The organism is Sphingobacterium sp. InxBP1 (assembly GCF_026191775.1).
Taxonomy (GTDB): Bacteria; Bacteroidota; Bacteroidia; order Sphingobacteriales; family Sphingobacteriaceae; genus Sphingobacterium; species Sphingobacterium thalpophilum.
The window spans coordinates 120,324-143,008 of sequence record NZ_JAINDX010000042.1; the positions used below are offsets into that span (position 1 = coordinate 120,324).

The 22,685-nt window shown below is 43.0% G+C and carries 16 protein-coding genes; 12 read left to right on the forward strand and 4 right to left on the reverse strand.

From position 1 onward, the window contains the following. Positions 1 to 14 precede the first annotated feature (14 nt). The 7 genes from K7A41_RS08250 (at position 15) to K7A41_RS08280 (ending at position 11,383) form a co-directional block, all read left to right on the forward strand. Entirely contained in the window at positions 15 to 1,946 is a 1,932-nt protein-coding gene (locus K7A41_RS08250; protein ID WP_265713341.1) for a sialate O-acetylesterase, read from the forward strand. A gap of 32 nt (positions 1,947 to 1,978) precedes the next feature. Next, on the forward strand, positions 1,979 to 3,175 hold the full coding sequence (locus tag K7A41_RS08255) for a glycoside hydrolase family 5 protein (RefSeq protein WP_265713342.1): 1,197 nt from the start codon (positions 1,979 to 1,981) through the stop codon (positions 3,173 to 3,175). Between the two features lie 120 nt (positions 3,176 to 3,295). Continuing rightward, on the forward strand, positions 3,296 to 5,356 hold the full coding sequence (locus tag K7A41_RS08260) for a beta-galactosidase (protein ID WP_265713343.1): 2,061 nt from the start codon (positions 3,296 to 3,298) through the stop codon (positions 5,354 to 5,356). Positions 5,357 to 5,393: 37 nt separating this feature from the next. Then, complete coding sequence (locus tag K7A41_RS08265) at positions 5,394 to 7,343, forward strand: glycoside hydrolase family 97 protein (RefSeq protein ID WP_265713344.1); 1,950 nt, start codon at positions 5,394 to 5,396, stop codon at positions 7,341 to 7,343. A gap of 55 nt (positions 7,344 to 7,398) precedes the next feature. After that, positions 7,399 to 9,015: an alpha-L-fucosidase gene (locus K7A41_RS08270; protein WP_265713345.1), complete on the forward strand. Its 1,617-nt coding sequence runs from the start codon at positions 7,399 to 7,401 to the stop codon at positions 9,013 to 9,015. Between the two features lie 67 nt (positions 9,016 to 9,082). Further along, the gene (locus K7A41_RS08275) at positions 9,083 to 10,870 is read left to right on the forward strand and encodes a glycoside hydrolase family 2 protein (RefSeq protein WP_265713347.1); all 1,788 of its coding nucleotides are present in this window, start codon (positions 9,083 to 9,085) and stop codon (positions 10,868 to 10,870) included. Between the two features lie 276 nt (positions 10,871 to 11,146). After that, positions 11,147 to 11,383, forward strand: a complete 237-nt coding sequence (locus tag K7A41_RS08280; RefSeq protein ID WP_028068811.1) for a hypothetical protein — start codon at positions 11,147 to 11,149, stop codon at positions 11,381 to 11,383. 123 nt (positions 11,384 to 11,506) lie between these two features. On the opposite strand, the gene K7A41_RS08285 is transcribed toward K7A41_RS08280, so the two are convergent. Together K7A41_RS08285 and K7A41_RS08290 are read right to left on the reverse strand one after the other, a co-directional pair. Then, positions 11,507 to 11,965 (reverse strand): hypothetical protein, encoded by a 459-nt coding sequence (locus K7A41_RS08285; RefSeq protein WP_265713348.1) that lies wholly within the window; start codon positions 11,963 to 11,965, stop codon positions 11,507 to 11,509. Between the two features lie 77 nt (positions 11,966 to 12,042). After that, positions 12,043 to 12,798, reverse strand: a complete 756-nt coding sequence (locus tag K7A41_RS08290) for a response regulator transcription factor (protein WP_265713349.1) — start codon at positions 12,796 to 12,798, stop codon at positions 12,043 to 12,045. 167 nt (positions 12,799 to 12,965) lie between these two features. Here K7A41_RS08290 and K7A41_RS08295 point away from each other — a divergent pair, with 167 nt between their 5' ends. Further along, the gene (locus tag K7A41_RS08295) at positions 12,966 to 13,682 is read left to right on the forward strand and encodes a DUF3667 domain-containing protein (protein ID WP_265713350.1); all 717 of its coding nucleotides are present in this window, start codon (positions 12,966 to 12,968) and stop codon (positions 13,680 to 13,682) included. Between the two features lie 15 nt (positions 13,683 to 13,697). Here the strand turns inward: K7A41_RS08295 and K7A41_RS08300 are convergent, their stop codons facing one another. Both K7A41_RS08300 and K7A41_RS08305 read right to left on the reverse strand, forming a co-directional pair. Further along, positions 13,698 to 14,615: a helix-turn-helix domain-containing protein gene (locus K7A41_RS08300; RefSeq protein WP_265713351.1), complete on the reverse strand. Its 918-nt coding sequence runs from the start codon at positions 14,613 to 14,615 to the stop codon at positions 13,698 to 13,700. Positions 14,616 to 14,661: 46 nt separating this feature from the next. Next, positions 14,662 to 15,564 carry an SDR family oxidoreductase gene (locus K7A41_RS08305; protein ID WP_265713352.1) on the reverse strand — a complete coding sequence of 301 codons (903 nt, stop codon included), beginning with the start codon at positions 15,562 to 15,564 and terminating at the stop codon, positions 14,662 to 14,664. A gap of 285 nt (positions 15,565 to 15,849) precedes the next feature. Between K7A41_RS08305 and K7A41_RS08310 the strand changes: the two genes are divergently transcribed. The 4 genes from K7A41_RS08310 (at position 15,850) to K7A41_RS08325 (ending at position 22,659) form a co-directional block, all read left to right on the forward strand. Beyond that, complete coding sequence (locus K7A41_RS08310) at positions 15,850 to 16,362, forward strand: sigma-70 family RNA polymerase sigma factor (RefSeq protein ID WP_265713353.1); 513 nt, start codon at positions 15,850 to 15,852, stop codon at positions 16,360 to 16,362. An 87-nt stretch (positions 16,363 to 16,449) separates the two neighbouring features. After that, a complete protein-coding gene (locus K7A41_RS08315) occupies positions 16,450 to 17,652 on the forward strand; it encodes a FecR family protein (protein ID WP_265713354.1) in 1,203 nt (400 codons plus the stop codon). A gap of 217 nt (positions 17,653 to 17,869) precedes the next feature. Further along, positions 17,870 to 21,052: a SusC/RagA family TonB-linked outer membrane protein gene (locus K7A41_RS08320; RefSeq protein WP_265713355.1), complete on the forward strand. Its 3,183-nt coding sequence runs from the start codon at positions 17,870 to 17,872 to the stop codon at positions 21,050 to 21,052. An 11-nt stretch (positions 21,053 to 21,063) separates the two neighbouring features. Continuing rightward, complete coding sequence (locus K7A41_RS08325) at positions 21,064 to 22,659, forward strand: RagB/SusD family nutrient uptake outer membrane protein (RefSeq protein WP_265713356.1); 1,596 nt, start codon at positions 21,064 to 21,066, stop codon at positions 22,657 to 22,659. Positions 22,660 to 22,685 lie beyond the last annotated feature (26 nt).

Genomic DNA, 22,685 nt, shown 5'->3' on the forward strand with positions numbered 1-22,685 from the left:
ATAAACAACTTATTATGAAATTCAAATTTATGCCGTTTTTCTTCGTCTTGTTACTACAAACGTTAATAGCTAAAGCCGAAATTAAACTTCCTGCGATATTCGGGGACAACATGGTTTTGCAACGGGACAGCCCCATAAAAGTATGGGGTTGGGCCGAGAAAAATGAAAGAGTTCGTCTCCGTTTCATGCAGCAAAATGTGGAAGCAAAAGCGGATCAAAATGGAAAATGGAGCCTTACTCTGGCTCCTATTCCATATGGAGGCCCCTACCTCATGGAAATTAATGGAAAGAAAGACCATATCCTCATAAAAAACGTCCTGATCGGAGAGGTGTGGCTTGCTTCAGGCCAATCCAATATGGAATGGACGGTTAAAAATTCCAATGATGCGACGGCCGAAATTGCCCGCGCCAATTATCCAGCCCTCCGGGCATTCAATGTCGTAAAGAGTATGAGCGATGCTCCAATGGAAAACCTGGCGGGTACATGGGACATATGCTCGCCGTCTACTGTTGCCGACTTTTCGGCGGTAGGCTATTATTTTTCCCTAAAACTGTATCGGGAACTCGGTATACCCGTGGGTATAATCAACGCTTCATGGGGCGGTACGGGTATCGAAACTTGGACCAGTAGTAGCAGCTTTAACAAACTGCCGCAGCATTTCAAGCAGCCCTATACAAAAACCGGAATAACTGACTTAAAGGCATTTACAACGGAAAATGAACAAAAGAAACAACTCTATCTTCAAGCGTTGCGAAAAGACCCAGGTATCATCGAGAAATGGTATGCAAACAGATCGGAGCTTTGGGCCTGGCACAAGATGAAGGTACCACAGTTATGGGAATCTACCCTGCAGGAGACAGATGGCATCGTATGGTTCAAACGGAACATATCTCTTCCGAAAGGCACTGCCGGAAAAGGTGGAACGATTCATCTTGGGACGATCGACGACGACGATATCTGTTGGATCAACGGAATAAAGGTGGGCGCAACAACGGGATATACCGTAGAGCGAAGTTATAATATTCCAACAGATATTTTAAAAGACGGCGAAAATAGCATCACGGTAAAAATCACGGATACCGGTGGCGGCGGCGGATTTTACGGAAATGCTGCCAGCCTGAATATCGAAATCGGCGGTGAAAAATTTCGACTCGATGGCGAATGGTATTACAAAGAGGCCGTAACCAATAAGCAGTTTGGTTATAAGGAGACCTCGCCCAATATGTATCACTCCTTGCTTTTCAATGCGATGATCAACCCGATCATTCCATACACAATTCGCGGCGTCATCTGGTATCAGGGAGAAAACAATGCTGGGCAATCTGATGATTATCGTACCCTTTTTCCCAACTTGATCCGCGATTGGCGATCGCAATGGAGCAAGGAATTTCCTTTTTATTGGGTCCAATTAGCCAACTATATGGCCAAAGACAGCATACCAAAAGACAGTGACTGGGCTAAGCTGAGAGAGGCGCAAACCAGGACACTCAACCTCCCACGCACAGGTCAGGCCGTCATTATCGATATCGGTGATGCTGATGATATTCACCCACGAAATAAGCAAGAGGTAGGACGGCGACTTGCTCTAATTGCTCTGGCCAAGGATTACGGCCAAAAGGATATTCTTTACTCCGGACCAACATTTAAGTCTCTGGAAAGAAAAGAAGATAAGTTGCTTATTTCCTTTGAATCAACTGGTGGAGCGCTATCTGTAACCAACAAATATGGCTATATCGAAGGCTTTGCTGTTGCCGGAGCCGACAAAAAATTTGTTTGGGCCAAAGCACATATCGTGGGTGATAAGGTGCTGGTATATGCGAACCAGATTACTAATCCGCTGTACGTCCGCTATGCATGGGGCAACAACCCCGATGTCAATCTGTACAATAAAGCAGGGCTTCCTGCTGTGCCCTTCAGTAATGAGGAGGCGAAAATCACGGAATAATCCTAACAAACAAAATAATAAAAACTATGTCAATGAAAACACTATTAAATTACCTCATTATGCTGATGATGTTCCCGGCATGTTCAAACAAGGAAATTAAAAAGGAGGAAGTCACAGATCCCACAGAAGAACCGGCAGCTGCTTACGGTAAATTCCTGATCCGGGAAAACTTCAGTACGGGCCAACTGGTCAACGAAATGGGTTTGGGGATAAATCTCGGTAACGCCCTCGATGCTACTGGCGATTGGATTGTCCCCAGCAGTATAGCGAACTATGAAACAGCATGGGGCAGCCCGATCATCACAAAGGAAATCATCGAGGGATATGCCAAGGCCGGTTATTCGTCGCTCCGGATACCTGTTACCTGGAGTAATATGATGATAAACAATGAAAATTACAGAATTCATCCAGATCTGCTGAATAGAGTCGAGTCCATCTTAAACTGGACCCTTGATTGTGGAATGGTAGCGATCATCAATGTACACCATGAGAATGAATGGGTAAAGAAAGTACCCACAGACAATGAGGCCCGGAAAAAATTCACGTCGATATGGGAGCAACTATGTGGCCGTTTCGAAAAATATGGTGACCACCTCATATTTGAGCCCATGAATGAAATCGGTTACGATGAGATATGGACTCCCTGGCGCGGTGGACAGGCCGAAAAAGCAAAGGCATTTGGATATGTCAATGAGCTGAACCAGCTTTTTGTCGATATCGTAAGACGCTCGGGTGGTAACAACGCCAAGCGCCACCTGTTGGTTGAAGTCTATAATACCGGGCTGGAATACGCGTTTGACCCGCTCACGAAAATTCCGGATGATCCCGCTAAACGCCTCGCATTGACAGTTCATTATTATAACCCGCCGCTATTTGCCATACTGGGGAATGGGGAGGATGCTGGCTGGGGCGTCGGCGTCCCATCTTGGGGTACACCCAGCGAATTGAAGGAACTCCAGGATAATATGGATCTACTCAAAAAGAACTGTGTGGACAAAGGTATACCTGTTGTTATCGGCGAATATGCTTGTTCTTCACTCAACAGGACGCAGGAAGTAGTCAGGTTATTCGCCGTCTCAGTTACTGAAGCCATCTATTCGCGGGGCATGTGCCCCATGCTTTGGGATGTTCAGGGCGCGGGGCAATACGACCGAACGACTTGTACATTTAAAGACCCTATCTTTTTACAACAGGTGATGGCTATCCCCGATAGATATCCCCGGAATTAATGGTCTGTATATCCGCTACCGGCAGTGCCTCTATACTGCCAATGCAATTGCGGTGTCAGGGCAAACCCTGACACCGCATAGTAAACAGATACATGATTTAAGAAGCAGAAACCAACAACCATGAAAACAAAAAACATTTTCCTCCTTTACCTAATTTTCTTGGCGCCCCTGTCTGCCGGGGCTCAATATAGGTTTGACAAGCCGCTCTATGGTGCTGCCTATTATCATGAGTATATGCCATATGAACGTCTGGACGAAGACATCCGCCTCATGAACAACGCGGGCCTGAATGTTGTACGTGTCGGGGAATCGACATGGGGGCTGTTCGAACCGCAAGAAGGGGTATTTGAATTTGATTGGATGGACCGCATCATCGACAAGATGTACCGGGCAGGTATCAAAGTGATATTAGGGACTCCCACCTACTCCATTCCCGCTTGGCTAGCCCATAAACACCCTGAAGTAATGGCCGACCATCTCCGTGGCAATAAAGCCTACTACGGCATCAGGCAAAATATTGACTTTACCAATCCCACATTTAGATATTACAGCGAAAGGATTATTCGCAAACTAATGGAAAGATATGCTCAACACCCCGGAGTAATCGGCTATCAGGTAGACAATGAGACCGAAGCACGTGGTGTAAATAACCGTGATTATTTCGTTGGGTTCCGTAACTACGTTAAAGAACGCTTCAACGATGATCTTACGCTTCTCAATAAAGAATGGGGAATGAATTACTGGGGGATGAATATCAACAGCTGGGAAGAATTTTATACCCGTGATGGCGTCACCAACCCCTCCTATAAAAACGAATGGGAACGGTACAATCGCAAACAGGTGGCTGATTTCCTGAATTGGCAATGTGATATCGTCAATACCTACAAACGCAAAGATCAGTTTATCACCCATTGCTTTATGCCGGATTTTCATAATATAGACCAGGTAGAAAGCTTTCGACAGATGCAGTATCCTGCCATTAATATTTACCACGATGTACAGGACAAACAGGACGGTCAGCGCATCGCCTATGCAGGTGATTTTGTACGCACTGTCGCGCACAACAATTATCTGGTAACGGAAACCAACGCCCAAGGGATCGGATGGGATTCGCGCACACAATATCCACCCTACGACAAGCAACTGAGACAAAATGTCTATGGACATTATGCCTCCGGCGCGAATATGGTCGAATACTGGCACTGGGCTACCTTACATTACGGGCAAGAAACGTACTGGCGCGGTCTCCTAGGACATGACCTGCAGCCCAATCGTGTCTATGACGAGTTCAAAACGACTTCAGAAGAGCTGAAGAAAATTGGGAACCAGATCATAGATCTGAAAAAGAAAAACCAGGTAGCCATACTCTACAGCCACGACTCTTACCACGCGCTAAATTTTATGCCGTATACTTACAAAAGCAATTACCCAATCGACATGGTACATAGATCTTTATACTTCCAAAATATCGAAACCGACATTCTGCCCTGCGACAAAGCTATCAATTTCAAGGGATACGATATGTTGGTGATTCCGCCTCTATATGTTGCCACCGATGAGCTGTTACAAGCCGTTGACCAGTTCGTAAAGGATGGCGGGCATGTCGTGATGATGTTCAAAAGCGGGTATTGTAACGAGCATTCGGCAGTCAGGGCGTCGCTCGCCCCCGGCCCTTTGCGCAAGGCCTGCGGCTTCTATTATCAGGAATATTCGACAATCGGTGAAATGCTTCTGAAAAATAATCCTTTTCAATTGAAAAATAACAGGCATATCAGTGACTGGTATGAATTTCTGATACCCGAGACAGCTGAGCCACTGGCTTATGCCGAACACAGCTTTTTCGGCAAATGGCCCGTCATTACCCAGAACAAATATGGCAAGGGAATGCTGACCTATATAGGAACATATCCATCTCAAGAACTGCTCGATAGCATCATAAGAAAGGTCGCTATAGAAGCGAAAATCATCCCCGCAGATAAGTTCATCTTCCCCATTATCGAACGTTCGGGCACGAATAAATCGGGAAAAAAACTGCGTTATTTTTTTAATTACAGTGCAACACGCAAAGAAATCACCTATAGCTATCCGTCTGCCAACGAGCTACTTTCTGGCATGACAGTGCAATCTGGTAACACGTTAGTCCTGGAACCATGGGGTGTATCAATTGTGCAAGAGAAATAACAGCCCATGGTCCATATCTAACTATTAAACAATTTTCATGAAAACATTTTTAGTCAGCATATTTCTATATTTATCGTTTGGCCTCTGTGCCCAAACGATTACCCTGCAGTCACCTGATGGACAGATCACTGTCCATATTGACCTTTCCAACGAACTTCAGTATACCGTTTTTTATAAGGATCAGCCATTGATATACCCCTCCCCCTTGGGTTTTGAGTTTCAGGATGAACCGGCCATGCATAAAGGCTTTACTTTGATAAATGATGCCCGTTGTAGCTTTCAGCAAGATTCCTGGGCACCCGTGGTCAAAAACAAGCATGCTCAAGTTACCATGCAGTGGAATGAAGCGCACCTCGCTCTTGTAGAAAAAGGAAGCGAAAAGCGCCGAATGGATCTCTTCTTTAGAGCATATAATAATGGGATCGCCTTCCGCTATCAACTTTATAGTAGCCAGCGGATCGGCAATAGAGCCATCAGTCGGGAGATGACGGGTTTTTCGGTACCCGCCCATGCCCAAGCATGGATAGCAGAGTATGAACCCTCCTATACCTCCAGTCAGGAGAGCGAATTTAATAAGCGACCAGTGTCTGCATTAAAGCCGACAACTGTAGCCGGACTGCCACTACTGGTCGAAATCAATAAAGATAACTATCTGGCTATCACTGAAGCAAACCTAGACAACTTCCCAGGATGCTACATTGGTCGCGAAGCCGAAGACACCACAGCGAAAGTCATGCTCACCACCAAGCTCTCACCGCTTCCAGGCGAAAAAGAAGAGGGTATCAAAGCACGCTTTGCAGACAAAATATATACCCCTTGGCGTGTGGTGATGATAGCTGACAAACCCGGACACTTCATCGAATCTGAAATAGTGCAATCGCTCAACCCGCCATGTGCCATTGACGATCCTTCATGGATACAGCCCGGTCTTTGTGCATGGGATCACTGGTGGAGCGGTGAAGTAAAAATGGAGATGGCTGTCATCAAACAATACATCGACTTTGCTGCAGCACAGGGATGGCCCTATATGCTTATCGACTGGCAGTGGTATGGCCCGTTTAACCAAGCTCAGGCCGACATTACCAAACCTGCTCCACAACTCGATATGGCCAAAATCATCGCATATGCCCGTGAAAGGAATGTACGCATCTGGTTGTGGCTATACAGCACGGACGCCAACCGTAATAATGCATTCGAAGAAGCCTTTGCCTTATACCAAAAATGGGGTATCGCTGGCGTGAAAATAGACTTTATGGATCGTGATGATCAGGATATGGTAAATTGGTACCGTAAAGTGATCAAAAAAGCTGCTGAACATCGGCTTATGGTCAACTTTCATGGTGCATATAAACCGGATGGTATCGAACGTACTTATCCCAACATGATAACACGGGAGGGTGTACTGGGCGAAGAATATGCGAAGTTTTCGAAACGCATTACGGCTGCTCATAACGTCACACTGCCTTTTACGCGTATGTTGGCAGGCCCGATGGACTACACTCCCGGTGGTTTCCTCAACGTTACTCCCGAACGGTTTAAGAATCAATCTCCTACTCAGGTAATGAATACACGCTGTGCAGAACTCGCTAAATTCGTCATTTATGAAAGCCCCTTAACTGTTTTTTCTGATCATCCTAAGCATGTGTTGGGACAGCCCGGAAGTGACTTTCTAAAGATTGTCCCGACAGTGTGGGATGATATTCGCTTTATCGATGGGTATCCAGGAGAATATATTGCTTTAGCCAAACGTTCAGGAAAAAACTGGTTTATCGGTGCCATGAATAATCACGCCACACGTAAGATTGACTTACTAACCGATTTTCTACCCGCTGGCAAATACGAGCTGGAATACTGGGCAGATGCGAACGACGCGACAGAGAACCCCACAAAGCTCCAAAAAAAACATCGGATAATCGAGTCTGGGACGACAATAACGATACGAATGGCAAACAGTGGCGGCTATGTCGCTGTGCTTAAACCCCTTTGATCCAGCTTAAACAATAAAAAATATAATGACAACTATGTGTAAGAAAATTTTTAATATGTTATTGGTAATAACGGCGTTTGCCTATCCCTCCGCTGCCCACGCCCAACAACAGCGGCAAGAGCAGGCACAGCAAGGCAAATTCCAGCCAACTTGGGAATCCCTCGCGCAGTACGAGGCGCCTGAGTGGTTTCGCAATGCGAAATTTGGAATCTGGGCACACTGGGGTCCACAATGCCAGCCCGAGCAGGGGGACTGGTATGCCCGAGGCATGTATGACGAAGGAAGCTGGCAATATAATGCACATGTGCAACGGTATGGCCATCCTTCTGTATTTGGTTTTAAAGACGTCATCCATACCTGGAAGGCCGAAAAATGGAACCCCGAAAGGCTTGTCGCCCTATACAAAAAGGCAGGCGCACAATATTTCTTCGCGATGGGCAACCACCACGATAACTTTGACCTATGGAACAGTAAGTATCAAAAATGGAATTCGGTCAATATGGGGCCCCAACGCGACATCCTCGCCGCATGGTCGAAGGCCGCAAAAAAAAATAAGCTGCCATTTGGTGTCAGTATTCATTCATCTCATGCCTGGACATGGTATGAAACATCACAAAGGGCTGATAAGTCGGGGTCTTTTCAAGGTATACCATACGATGGACATATGACGAAAGAAGATGGTAAAGGTAAATGGTGGGAAGGCTATGATCCGCAGGAATTGTATCGTCAAAACCATCCGCTGAGCCAGGGTAGCGAAGATGTGAAATCACTCTGGGCACAATGGGATTGGCATAATGGGGCCTCCCTACCGACTGAAGATTATATTGACAATTTTTACGACAGAACGGTGGATATGATCAACAGTTATCAGCCAGACCTCTTGTATTTCGACGACACCACGCTCCCACTATGGCCCATAAGCAATGTCGGGCTCGATATTGCTGCTCATTTCTATAACAGCAATGCGAAGAAAAACAAAGGAAAATTAGACGCTGTATTGTTCGGAAAGATCCTCAGCGAACCCCAAAAGGAATGCTTGGTGTGGGATGTCGAGCGTGGCGTCCCAGATAAAGTTCAAGAAAAAGCATGGCAGACCTGTACCTGCCTGGGAAGCTGGCATTATAACAGATCGGATTACGAAAACAACAATTACAAGTCGAGTAAGACAGTCATACATATGCTCATTGATATTGTAAGCAAAAACGGAAACCTCTTGCTCAATGTGCCAATCAAGGGGGATGGCAGCATAGACGAAAAAGAAGAACAGATACTCCATGAGATCGGCGAATGGATGCAAGTGAACAAAGAGGGAATTTTTGACACTAGACCTTGGAAGATCTTCGGTGAGGGGCCAAGTGCGGAAGAATCAAAACCGCTAAATGCCGCTGGATTCAACGAAGACAGAGAAAAGATGTATAGTTCCAGAGACATTCGTTTTGTTCAGAAAGACAACTCGATTTATGCACACATCATGGCATGGCCGGATGATGGAGCAATTAGCATAAGATCTTTGGGAAGAAAAAACAAGGCAATAGAACCAATAGTGGTGGAATCCGTGGCCCTGCTGGGATACGATAGAAAGTTGACATTTCGACAAAGCGATGAATATCTTTCTGTAAAGCTGCCAGCGATAAAGCCAAACCAGATTTCACTTGTTCTGAAAATAAACTAGATCAGATTTAAACCTAAAACAAACCCAATGTCAACATATTTTCAGCGACATGACTAACACCCAACACATGAATAAAACTATTGACAAGATAAAAATGATACTATTGTGGTTCCAAATATTTCCAATCCTATTGCATGCACAGTCGGCAATGACTAATATTGAGGGACGACAATCGACCAGTTTGAACGGTATATGGAATATTATCATCGACCCTTTCGATGCTGGATCGGGCAACTGGGCCGCATACTACAAAGACCGAAAACCGACAAACGACTCCGATTTTGTCGAATATGCTTTTGAGGGCGGCCCCCAGCTGTATGTTCCCGGCGACTTTAATTCGCAGCTTCCGGATCTCAAATATTACGAAAGTAGCATCTGGTACAAACGTACATTCTCCATAAAAACGACGGCAAACAACAGATTCTTCCTCCACTTTGGAGCCGTCAATTATAGAGCCGAAATCTATTTGAATGGAGCCAAAATCGGCGAACATGAAGGTGGATTTACTCCGTTTCAGTTCGAAGTAACAGATCAGCTCAAAAACGGGGACAACAGCCTGATTGTAAAAGTTAACAACCAGCGTATGAAAGACGGTATCCCCGGTCTCGGATTTGACTGGTTTAATTATGGCGGAATAACGCGGGATGTCGACCTTGTCTCCACACCTAAAACTTATATCAAGGATTACTTTATCCAGCTGTCGCAAAACAATGAGAATATCGTCAAGGGATATGTGAAACTGGATGGCTCGACTAAACAACAAGAAATCCGGATAAGCATTCCCGAACTAGGTGCCAATTTCAGAACAAGAACCAATGAGGATGGAATGGCAACACTGCGGTTCCCCCTTAAAAACAAAAGCCTGTGGACGCCAGCAAATCCTAAACTATACGACGTGATTGTATCTGCACAAACAGACACTATACAAGAAAAGATTGGCTTCAGAACGATTAGAGTGGATGGGACAGATATCTTATTGAATGGCAAATCGATTTTTCTAAAAGGTATTAATATCCATGAAGAGGTCCCACAGCGCCAATCTCGTGCATACAGCGAAAGTGATTATAAAATGCTTCTGGACTGGGCCAAAGAACTGGGTTGTAACTATGTCCGTCTAGTACACTACCCGCATCACGAAAAAATGGTAAAAATGGCGGAGAAAATGGGACTGATGGTTTGGGAAGAGCTTCCGGTGTACCAAGGGATCGATTTTGCAAACGAAGGGATGAAGGAAAAAATGAGCTTAATGCTTAAGGAAATGATCTCGCGTGATAAAAACAGAGCAGCTATTGTCCTATGGAGCCTTTCGAATGAAACGTACTCCTCCGCTCCGCGCGACAGCGCACTGAAAACACTTTATTATCTCACAAAATCGCTGGACGATACCCGACTAGTAACATCAGCGCTCAACAATATGCGTTTTGAGGGCAACAAAGCTTACATTGAAGACGAGGTGAATAGCGTCATGGATGTCATGGCCATCAATCAATATCTCGGCTGGTATATACAATGGCCTGAAGCGAATAAAGAAGTTGAGTGGATATCCAAATTCAACAAACCACTTATTTTTTCGGAATTTGGCGGCGAAGCGGTCTTTGGCAACAACAATCATCCTGAACGCGCCAGCAGCTGGAGCGAGGACTATCTCGCAAATATCTATAAGCGCCAGTTTAACATGTTCAAATCCATATCTTATCTGCGCGGAGTGACACCGTGGCTCCTTGTCGACTTCCGCTCGCCAGGCAGAGCACATCCTCTTTACCAGAAAGGCTGGAACAGAAAAGGATTGTTGTCTGATCGCGGAGAAAAAAAGAAAGCGTGGTACGTAGTCGCAGAGCACTTCAAAAATCACTGAAAAGATCGTGCACAGCCATTCTAGCAGAAAAGTTCTACGACTGCCGATAGCTCATTACCAGATACTAAATACCATTACCTCTAATCTACAGTTAGCTGGCAATGGTATTTTTTTTTCAGAACAATCAGCTGTTACCGCTGGTCACGACATTTGCAGTATGACAAACCAGCGCCTCTGATTCCGAAACGCTTAGATTAGACAATCCCGCCCTTTTTTAATTCTTGTAAACCAAATTCCATCGAGATCAGTTCAAAAATAAACTTAAATATAAAAATTATGGCACTAACAACAGGAAACGAGGACAAGGTTACGAAAGGTATCGAAAAAGAAACATCAAAGCTTCCATCAGTTTTATTTTTGGGTGCGGCTTTTGTCGCTATGGGAGTTTCTGCGGCATTGAAATGTTGCAAAACAACACGCGACAGTGACGCACTGTTCATCGGCCAATGGGCTGCACCTTTTCTACTGCTGGGTATTTACAATAAGATTGTAAAAACTGAAGGCCACGATTAGAAGCTTATTTGAATTGTTGATCAAAAAAGACGGAACAAATTCCGTCTTTTTTGATTTTATAAACCTACCAGAGCAACTATCCTTCACTGACTTGAATAGTTTTGAAATAGGTATCTTCGTTTATCATCGGCGTCGCCATCTGATTTTACCTTGCTGAATCATGTCGATATATTTCTGGATATGCTCCTCGGTTAATACGGTTTGTTCGTCATAGTGATATTCAAATCGTTTACTAAAACGATCGTACTGAACACTTGCAGCATAAACATCATTCACGAAAAAATGCCAAATATTATACTTCTTAGGTCTGACTCGCACAACGTAACGCTTCCCCTGATGATAGAACATTTGTGGCACATCGTGATCGTAGCGTAATATAAGTGCATCGATACAGGCCTCTTTTATGTCATCTGCAAGCTCGCCATACGCAAGCAGCCAGCTTCCTCGATCTTTTCGAAAGATATAATAAACAATGCCGTTTTTATGATACAAATAGAAATCGCGCATGCCCGGGCCTCTTCCATGGACGATAATCTGCGCAAACATTACTCTTCCCCGACAGTGAATTTCCAGCAGATTCATAACTCAAAACTACTAACAATTTTAGTAATATTCAAAATTCTGTCTTTGGATAGGATACTTGCCTAAGCGTGTTGTCTTTACAGCAATCTATTGTTTAAGGCGAATGCCAAAGCTTCACTCATGTTACTCACTCCCAACTTTTCAAATAGCTTCCGGCGGTGGAATTTTACCGTGTCTATCGAAATGAATATTTTTTTAGACGTTTCGTGAATACTAAGCCCCCGGTGATAATAACGTAAAATCTCTATTTCTCGTTGTGTAAGGTTAACTCGTGTATGAGCTACCCATTTATTTGTCGAAAGATCCAGATGCCATATCAAATCCGAATGGAGTTTCTCTATCGTGACATTCCCCGAAGATATTTTAGAAGATAAGGATACGATACACATGGCTTTCCATATCTTCCCTTCTTCGGTTAAAAAAAACGGAGTCAGCTTATGATTGATTAAAATGTACTTTTTGCTCGCATCCTGGATTTGAAAATCATAAGAGATGACATACAGCTTCCGCTCCTCCAACGGTATTGTTTCGTAAAAGCTGAAACCAGCATTGTTAATGTTGATAAGCATCTCAAAATCCGTTAACGGGACATATTTTTGATAAAAACTATAACCCATTTCCATCACTTTACCTGGACTTAAACCGGCCAGAAATAAAGGGTTGTCAGAAACGAATTCAAATGATTTCAACTGGTAATCAATAATATATATACTGTTATTGGTAACACGGGCAAACGCCTTAACGAGTTCTATATAATGATTAGCCTGTTCCAAATCCTTTAAGGATAGCTGGGTAACTGTATTTTTAGGGGAAAATAAATCGTTAAAATCCATAGCGAAATTTTATATTCCGAAAATAAATAAAAACTACACTACGGTGTAGTCTTTATTAGAACAATCTATCCTATTTTTGAGCGGAAAATGTAGAATGTCCACCCAGCCATAAGCGAAAATTTAGAGACAGTCTATATTGAAACCCTAACACCTATAAAACATCTATAATGATTCATTGCAAAAACTGTGGCGCTGATGTTACTTCTAAATTCTGTCCTAACTGCGGTCAACCAGCGGTACTCAAAAGAATTGACGCCCATTATATCACGCACGAGATTGAACATGTACTTCATTTTGAACGGGGGATCCTGTATACCATCCGTGAACTCATTACCACGCCAGGAAAAAATATAAGACATTACATTTCCGAAAACCGAAGCCGCTTAGTCAAACCTATTATTTTTATCATTGTCACCTCGTTGATCTACTCCATCATTACCCATTTTTTTCATATTGAGGAAAACTATGTCCGTTTTTACGAATCGACACCTTCTGCGACAGCTTCCATGTATCTATGGATACAGCATCACTATGGCTATGCAAATATCATTATGGGGATATTCATTGCTTTCTGGGCAAAACTGTTTTTTAAGAAATATGGCTACAATATTTTTGAAATTACCATCCTTCTATGTTTCACTATGGGCATGACGATGCTAATATACACAGTCTTTGCCTTGATCGAAGGAATTACACAGAAGAATAGCATGATATATGGAAGCATACTCGGCTTCTGCTACTGTATTTGGTCCATGGGGCAATTTTTCGACCAACGTAAAATAACGAATTATATAAAAGCGCTCGCTGCCTATCTTATTGGTTTTATGACCTTTACAATAGCTATATTTCTTATCGGCACAATCATTGACACCGTATTTATCTAAGATCTGCCTGAGCTGTTACTGATAAAATGATTTTCGAAATTCCAGTGGTGAAATATCCGTCTTTGCCTTAAATAGTTTATTGAAAGACTGCGAATGTTCAAAACCCAAATGATATGCGATCTGAGCGACTGACAGGTCCGTGGTGGAGAGTTTTTCTTTGGCTTTGTCAACTAATTTTTCGTGGATCAGTTGTCGCGGAGTTTGCCCGGTCAGCGATTTGAGTAGACTACGCATGTATTTGGGCGACATATGCAGCTTCTCGGAAATAAACTGTACGGTCGGAAGCCCATTCTGAGCGACATGGTCACCATCAAAATAGTTATTCAGCAATCTTTCCAGTTTCTCTAAAAATTGGTGGTTCGCCTTACGGCGGGTCATAAATTGACGCTGATAGAAGCGCTGAGCATAATTGAACATGGTCTCAAGCTGAGAAATAATAATGTTGTGGCTGAAACGATCTATGTTCATCTGATACTCCTGTTTGATATTTTCGATGATCTGCTGAATTTTTATTTCTTCATCTGCCGATAAGAACAGCGCTTCGTTAACTGCATAATCAAAAAAATCGTACTTCTTAATTGATGTTGCCAATGTGGTATTCCAAAAAAAGTCTGGATGAATCATCATCATCCATCCAGACGGATTTTTACCCTGCTCTTCTCTTATCACACGCAACACCTGATGGGGCGCCATAAAGAACATCAGGCCTTCATCAAAATCGTAATCATGCTGTCCGTACTTGTATTTATGATCCATATTTCTTTTGACGGAAATCGTATAATAATCAAATAACAAACTCTGCTTGCCTATGGCTGGCTTTGTCATATCTTCAAAATCAACAATACTAATCAGTGGATGCTTTGGTTTAGGTAAACCGCGCAAAGCATGAAACTCAGAAATGGTCTTTAGTCTTATCGGCTGATAGTCTGGCATGTCAAGTGTTTTAGAATATCACATGTAAACAGATCAAAGATACACTTTATTGCATTGGAGTAAAATAATCACCCTCCTTTAGATCGCGCAATAAAGTTGGATGTTGAGGAATCCAGCCCAAATATTTTTGGGTCTGCTCACTCGATGTCAGATTATCCAACTCTGCAAAGTGTGTAAGCCACCCGAAATGTTGTGTCGCTTCTTGTTCGTTAAGGGAAACGAGCGGAATCTCCAATTGCTCGGCAATAGCTCCTGCAATCGATCGGAAGGCGACACCTTGTTCGGCAACGGCATGATACCGTATCCCTTTTTCAAAAGGTTTTTCTAAAGCCAGACGGTATAGCGCTGCTGCATCTAAACGGTGGACTGCCGGCCAGACATTATTTCCTTGATGGATCATCGCCGAAACACCTTTTTCCCGCGCAGCTTTAATCAGTAATGGAACAAAACCTATGCGGTCGCCCCTGCCGTGGACGGACGGCGACAATCTGATAACAGCAATGTTGACACCTTTTGCTGCTATTTCATCGGCGGCATTTTCTGTAGCAATTCTTGGATTCGGAATGTTGGTAGAAACATTCTGTTCAGTGGTTATACCAGGCCGAGAAAATAAAGCTGTTCCGGAGGTTACGATAAAAGGTTTACTGGTTCCCAGCAATGTGTCTCCGATCGCACGGATCACTTCCTTATCTAGGGCACACATCTCTTCAAAGCGGCTAAAATCGTGAACAAACCCCAAATGAATGACAGCATCTGACATCGCCGCTCCGGATTTTAAACTTTGAAAATCGGTTAAGTCACCGTGATGAACTGATGCGCCCATCTCCACCAATTTCTCTGCTGATGCTGCTGACCTAGCCAATCCCAGAACAGTATGGCCAGCAGTTAATAATTCTTGTACTACCGCGGTTCCGACGAAACCTGTAGCACCTGTAACAAATACGTTCATATGAGATACTATTTATGAAACAAATTTCAGCTTTCATCTCTTGGCGTGTGTAGCCAAAAGAAACTTTGTTGTAGCCGAATGGTCATAGAGCCACCACTCGATAGCAAGACCGTGTATCTGAGCCTACGTTACCGCTGACCGAAACACTAATTTCACTTCAGTCAGATTATATAATAGTATTTTATAAGAGCTGTGAGCGTGCCTAGGTCATTCTATACATAAATTGCTCTTACCCTTCCATTATTTCCGTATAATACCTATATTTTTAGAAAAATATAACTAGTAATGTTATCCATAGAATATTATTTCAGAACATATTTTATACAGCTCTGCACGTTTGCTTTTCGATGGGTCAATTCAGAAGAGATAGCAAAAGATATCGTACAAGATGCCTTTGTTGTCTTGATGGATAGACAAGAGTTATTGGAAAAGGGAGAACGGGTAATCAAGAGTTTTCTCTATACCTCAGTAAAAAATATGGCGATGAACGCCAAACGACGTGATAGTGTATTTGATAAAATACGCAATCAGCTCACTGTGGAAGAAGCCGATGACAACACGATCTTAGACGACCTGATTAATGCCGAATTAATCGGTGCCTTACATCGTGAACTTGATGAGTTGCCAGAAGGGTGTCAACGCATCTGCCGTTTGATTTATTTGGACGGAATGAAATATGATGAAGTCGCTCAGGAACTAGAGGTGTCTGTCAATACGGTAAAAACACAGCGGATGCGTGCAATTAATCTTTTGAAGACCAAATTTTTGAGCTTATTAATGATTGTAGGTATATTCTAATTGCAGTTATGCAACTTCCTCTTTCGTAAAATTTTTTTTTATCTGGAGTCACCCTTTTTGGCTTCTCAAGTTATTTAGTTATAAATTATGATAGAAACTGACAAAATAGTATTGGCCGAGTTAGCATCATTGCTTTTAAAAGAGGGAAAACTTTCCGTTGAGAACGAGGCCGAGTTGCGACGATTGTTGGAAAAATACCCAGTCGCCAAAGATACGTTACGGCACCGTCTTGCTCATACCGATGTTTATGTTCCATTTGACTTACGAAGGACGGATCTTGATCAGGAATGGCGGGCTTTAGAAACAAAATATAAAGAACGACAAAACGTAATACAACGTCCACGATATCCACTTTGGGCCATAAACCGGAGTAAACTCGCGGGAATAGCGGCCGCGTTCGTTCTTGTTTTTATTTGTTTATGGCTTTGGAAAGCCTATTTTCCAACTTCAAACTATCTTGTTCCTGATAAGGTCTACGGACAAAAAAATGATATTCTGCCAGGTGAAAACGGTGCTATTTTAAGGATAAGTGGACACGGAAATATTAACTTATTAAATAATCGGGTGGATCAACAGCTCATTCAGGGTATCGAACTGAAAGACGGTAAATTGGTTTACACAGATCTCGGGAATAAAGAGTCAAACCCGATCCATAGCTTAATTGTACCAAAACGATCCACGATAGCATTGACACTGAGTGACGGGACACGAGTATGGGTAAATTCGGAATCAGAATTGACCTATAAAGCGGGCTTCGACAAAAACGAAAGGAAAGTTAAACTAAAAGGTGAGGCTTATTTCGAAGTGGCGAAAGATGCCGATAGACCATTCATTGTGGAAGCCAATGATCTGAGAATTCAGGCCATAGGAACGGCTTTTGATATCAACTCCTACACATCTAACGCTAGCGTTTCATTGACAGAAGGCCGCGTGAAAGTCCATGGATATCAAAAGGAAATTGTCATCGATGCCGGAAATGTCGCAAAGATGCTGAACGATCAATTAGTAAGTTATCCCTTAAAAGATGCTGAGGAGGCAACAGCATGGAAGGACGGCTACTTCTATTTTAAAAACAAAAATATGCAACAGATTCTTGACGAATTGAGCCGCTGGTATGGTGTCAAAATAGAAACCAAAATCATGTTAGATAAACAGCGATATGAGGGCGGAATTAAAAAAGATGTAACCCTTGCTGAAGTGTGCAATCTATTGAAAGATCTAACAGGATACCAGTTTTGCATTGATCGAGACAAACTTACCGTTAGCCGACCAACAATCAATCACGAATGAACCATTTAAAATAAAAAAGGAGGACTATACATGTAGAAAATAAACGCCTAAGTACATATGAAGAGAATGCAGAAGTACGCCAATACTCCTGCATCTAAATGAATTAACAACTGATCGTAAACTATTAATTCTCTACCAAATTATGAATAATTTATTTTATTCAAAAGGAATTCTTTGTCCTATTGACAGGGGAAAAATTTTGAACAATCTAATCAAAATGAAACTGACAGGAATATTATTGGCGACATCGATGATGGGAGCCTATGCCTCAAGCTCTGCTCAGATCACACTGCATGCTAAAAATGCTAAAATGGAATCAGTCCTCAAAAACATAACTAAGCAGACAGGCGTTAGGTTTATATTTATGGAGGGCCTATTACATAACGAAAAAGCTGATGTCGAATTAACAGACGCATCGCTCAATAAAACGCTTGAACAGCTTTTTAAGAATACTGCCTTCTACTATATGATCCATCGTGGTACGGTCGTCATCAAACGCAAACGAGAAGAGATAGTTGATGAGGAGCCCCATAAGCGCACGACCTATCAGCAGCGGTCCATAAAAGGAAAAGTTCATGATACGAAAGGAAATTTATTGACCGCGGTGTCCATCTTACTTAAAGGGACCAACATTGGTACTTCTACCAATTCTAGAGGCGAATTTCAGCTTTCCCTTCCCGACGGCAACAAGGGAACATTGATTTTTAGCGCTGTGGGGTTTAAGCAACTTGAACTGCCCATTAATACCAAAACTGAATTGAATATCGTCATGGATAGTGACGAGGTGGGCCTTGAAGAAGTTGTCGTAGTGGGCTTTTCAGAAGTCGACAAAAAGCACCTCGCTTCGTCTGTATCCCAAATGGATATGGAAAAAATAAAAAATCGTCCGATCTATAAAATGCAGGATGCATTCTCGGGAACTATTCCCGGTGTTACGATGATGCGGGGAAATAGTCTTCCTGGCAGTGTCCCCGGTCCTATTTCTATACGCGGAATCAGTACGTTGCAAAACGCAGATCCCTTGGTTATCGTCGATGGAATGGAGCAAAGTATCCATGATATCGATCCCAATCAGGTGAAAAGCATCACCGTACTGAAAGATGCAGCTTCGGCATCAATGTATGGATCACGCGGTGCCAATGGGGTTATTATCATCGAAACAGAACGAGGACAGACAGGACAATTCAAAGTCTTTACAAACAACTGGTATGCGATCAATAAGCCCATAGATCTACCAGAATTCGTAGGTGCCGTGGATTTTATGAAATTGCGAAACGAGACCTTAATTCAGCAGGGACAACCTCCTGTCTATTCGGATGAAACTATTGAACAATATGCCAGTGGAAAAATTAAGGGCGTAAATTGGTTGGACGAAGTCATGGAGCGCACATCCACCGCTATCAACAATAATGCGAGTATATCCGGCGGTGGGGGTGTCGGAACCTTTAATCTGATGTTGGGACATATTAGAGAAAATGGACTCAACAACATTGAGGGATCCCAAAAATTCTCCGCGCGTTTCAATACAAATATCAATATCGCAGATAAATTTGTTTTAATGGCTGATTTTTACGCCCATCGTCTGCAAGTCAATCGCCTAATGGCAAATGATGATGGCCATGGACTCTATCAGCAAGCCTGGCGGCTCAACCCCACGCAGCAAATTTATTATGATGTAGACAGACCCGAACCTTTTATCCTTCACAACAACATCAATCCTATTGCATCAATTAAACATGGCGGTACTAAAAACTATATGCATGACCGCAGTACTATCAATCTTCGTCCTAAGTATAACATCAATAGTAACCTCAATATCGAAGGAAATGTCTCATATATGATCAATAAGTCAGCCGACAAACAAAAGAGGTTGACCTACAAGTTCTATGATGAAAAGGGAGCTCCTATCACGATATGGGGAAATGATGTTAACGCCTCTCAAGGAGTAAGTGAAAGCCAGCTGACAGCACGCGCATTGATAAATTATAACAAAGAACTACGGCAGGATAAAGATAAAATATATGTAACCGCGGGTTCAGAAATTATGAATTACACCTTCACTGATTTTAGGGAAATTAGTAAGGCATCTTTTTTCGGCAAACTAAATTATTCACTTGACAACCGTTATATATTTGAACTCACAGGACGTGCCGATGGGAGCAGTAAATTTGCGCCTGGCCATCGCTGGGGCTTCTTTCCCTCTGGCGCTTTAGCTTGGAACCTTCATAACGAACACTTTTTCAAACCTATTCTCGAATCAGAGACAATTAACAATGTGAAGATTAGGGCTTCTTATGGACTCATTGGGAACGAAAATGTAGCACCTTACTTATGGCAAGAATCGGTCAACACCTGGGGCTGGACTATGCGCGTTCCGAACTCTAATTTCTCATGGGAAAAACAAAAACAATGGAATCTCGGTCTTGATGTGAACGCTTTGAAGAATAAATTTTCGTTTGTCGCAGAATTATACCATAAGAATTCATACGACTTAATCTATGACCAATTTGCGGTGCCCCCCTTAACAGGGTCTTATACACTAGTGTCAGCAGTCAATATTGGCGCTGTGGAGAATAAAGGTTGGGAGATCTCGGCAACCTGGTCTGATAAGATAGGCGATTTTTCCTATAAAGTAGGCGGTATGCTCTTCAACAACCGCAACCGTATACTTAAAGCGGGTTACAATGAAAGTGACCGATTGATCTTTAAAGGGAATAACGACCAAATCTGGTATAAGGGGATTCCCATCAACAATTATTATGGTTTTCAATCCAATGGTTTCTTTCAGAATCAACAAGAAATCGATGAAACGGCAGCAAAGATGCCCAACTCCAGGCCCGGAGACATCCGCTATATTGACCAAAACCAAGATGGTCTAATCAATGACAATGACCGCGTTTATTTGGCAGACCCACTGCCTTATTATAATTACGCCATCAACGTAGACCTGCATTACAAACGGTGGGATTTTTCGGCCCTAGGCCAAGGCGTTGGTAAAAGAACAGGGCGCTTGGCAGGTCAGGAAGCTTATCCAGTATACGTCGATGGAAATAGCAATGATTTAGGAGCGCCACGTGTGGAATACGTTGCTGATCATTGGACTCCCGAAAACCCAAATAGTCGATTCCCACGTCTTTGGACAGGATCGTCCCCCAACACCCTCTTGAGCAACATATGGCTCAGCAACGCTGCATTTTTCCGTGTTAAATCCTTACAATTAGGTTATACCTTTCCTTCGATCGGCAAAAGTGTCAAAAATCTACGAATTTATGTGAACGCCCAGGATATGTTTACCCTAACCGAATGGGAAGGACTCGACCCCGAACGGATCGGAAGCGGTAACGGCAATTATCCACGGATGGCAACCTACAGTTTTGGATTAAGTGCAAGCATTTTTTAAAAAATAGGACAATGAAAAAAAAGATAATTCTCCTGATAACAGCATGGGCAACGCTAAACAGTTGCGAAAAATTTCTTGATAAACGGGATCCTACCGCAACTTCTTTTGATGAATTTTTCAATACCGAAGAAGATCTGCGCCGAGTCGTATATAGTAGTTACCTAGACGCCTTCACAGGTCCAGGCGAACGGCGCCTCCTCTTTTATATGACCGAAGGACGGTCGGACAATGCCTATGCCCGCATTGAGACTGACCATCATATGATTATAGCCAATGGTAATATGACTAGCAACTCGGCCTTAGCTGTTTATTACTGGAATCTGCACAATCAGCATATCGGACGTATCAATACTTATTTAGCCAATGTCGACGTTCCGTATGTTGAAAATGAATCTACAAGGCAACGTTATAAAGCCATCTTGGAGGGGCTGCGCATCTGGCATTATTTCAGAATCACGGAATTGTGGGGGAATGTACCTTTTGTATTGAAGCCTGTTAAATTGGAAGAGGCGACACCGCCGGTAACTCCTAAGGAAGAAATACTCAATAAGCTCTTTGAAATGAGCGAAGATGTCGCCAATAGACTTCCTGAAAACGAAGGAACAACAAATGCGTATATGTTCAATAGATATTCTTTCAAAACGCTGGTGATGCGATATGCGCTATATAATGGAAGATACGAATTAGCAGCAAGACTCGCTAAAGAAATCATAGATAGCGGCAAATACCAACTTCACCCTCAATACGCTAACCTTTTTAATTATCAGGCGGACAAAACCAACAAAGAGTTTATCATTAAGTTTGATATGGAAAGCCATAACAACTCGGCAACGGCTTCCTTTCAGCATCTCGCACCGCAGTATCGAACCGGAAACGGACAGTCTTACTTGGTGCCGCTAAAATCGCTGGTGGACACGTATTGGACACTACAGGGTAGACCGATAGATAGCTGTCCGCTACATTCAAAACAAGAGTATGAACTCAATCCCAAATTAAATCGTGATCCACGGTATGAGGCCAGTATATTTGGTCATAGCGACCTATTCAATAATGAAAAAATTGATATCTATGATCCGAAGAGCGTTTTTTACTATCAAAACTTACGCAGCAGCAGATCTGGTTACTGGTTTAAGAAATTTGTGGATCAGGCCGATGCCTTCCGTACTGGCGGAAATATGCATTTTCCATTGGCACGCTATGCCGAAGTACTGCTGACCTATGCCGAAGCGAAAATCATGTTGAACGATATCGATGAACTAGCAAGAAGCTGTATTAATCAAATCCGTAGAAGAGCCGGACTTGACATGAGTGTGGCTGATGTGAATCTCGTAGCAAAAAACCAACAGGAATGGATAGCGCTGGTCCGTAATGAAAGGAGAATAGAGTTTGCCGGTGAAGGATTGCGCTATAGCGATATCCTACGGTGGAAAATCGCCGAAACTGCACTCAATCAGCCAGCATTAGGACATATGCGTTTGAACGCTAATGGGCAACCAGAGATACTTAAAATTGAAGATCGAAAGTTCTTACAGCACCAATACTTGTGGCCGTTCCACGAAAGCAGCTTTCAGGTGGAACCTAATCTGATACAAAATCCCGGATACTAGGGCTACAGTATAGAGGTTACTTTCGT

Bases quoted from the DNA above. Each gene is read 5' to 3' on its own strand.
- K7A41_RS08310 (WP_265713353.1), top strand. From the start codon at position 15,850: ATGTTATCCATAGAATATTATTTCAGAACATATTTTATACAGCTCTGC.
- K7A41_RS08250 (WP_265713341.1), top strand. From the start codon at position 15: ATGAAATTCAAATTTATGCCGTTTTTCTTCGTCTTGTTACTACAAACG.
- K7A41_RS08275 (WP_265713347.1), top strand. From the start codon at position 9,083: ATGAATAAAACTATTGACAAGATAAAAATGATACTATTGTGGTTCCAA.
- K7A41_RS08300 (WP_265713351.1), bottom strand. From the start codon at position 14,615: ATGCCAGACTATCAGCCGATAAGACTAAAGACCATTTCTGAGTTTCAT.
- K7A41_RS08270 (WP_265713345.1), top strand. From the start codon at position 7,399: ATGTTATTGGTAATAACGGCGTTTGCCTATCCCTCCGCTGCCCACGCC.
- K7A41_RS08260 (WP_265713343.1), top strand. From the start codon at position 3,296: ATGAAAACAAAAAACATTTTCCTCCTTTACCTAATTTTCTTGGCGCCC.
- K7A41_RS08280 (WP_028068811.1), top strand. From the start codon at position 11,147: ATGGCACTAACAACAGGAAACGAGGACAAGGTTACGAAAGGTATCGAA.
- K7A41_RS08285 (WP_265713348.1), bottom strand. From the start codon at position 11,965: ATGAATCTGCTGGAAATTCACTGTCGGGGAAGAGTAATGTTTGCGCAG.
- K7A41_RS08325 (WP_265713356.1), top strand. From the start codon at position 21,064: ATGAAAAAAAAGATAATTCTCCTGATAACAGCATGGGCAACGCTAAAC.
- K7A41_RS08265 (WP_265713344.1), top strand. From the start codon at position 5,394: ATGAAAACATTTTTAGTCAGCATATTTCTATATTTATCGTTTGGCCTC.
- K7A41_RS08290 (WP_265713349.1), bottom strand. From the start codon at position 12,798: ATGGATTTTAACGATTTATTTTCCCCTAAAAATACAGTTACCCAGCTA.
- K7A41_RS08315 (WP_265713354.1), top strand. From the start codon at position 16,450: ATGATAGAAACTGACAAAATAGTATTGGCCGAGTTAGCATCATTGCTT.
- K7A41_RS08255 (WP_265713342.1), top strand. From the start codon at position 1,979: ATGAAAACACTATTAAATTACCTCATTATGCTGATGATGTTCCCGGCA.
- K7A41_RS08295 (WP_265713350.1), top strand. From the start codon at position 12,966: ATGATTCATTGCAAAAACTGTGGCGCTGATGTTACTTCTAAATTCTGT.
- K7A41_RS08320 (WP_265713355.1), top strand. From the start codon at position 17,870: ATGAAACTGACAGGAATATTATTGGCGACATCGATGATGGGAGCCTAT.
- K7A41_RS08305 (WP_265713352.1), bottom strand. From the start codon at position 15,564: ATGAACGTATTTGTTACAGGTGCTACAGGTTTCGTCGGAACCGCGGTA.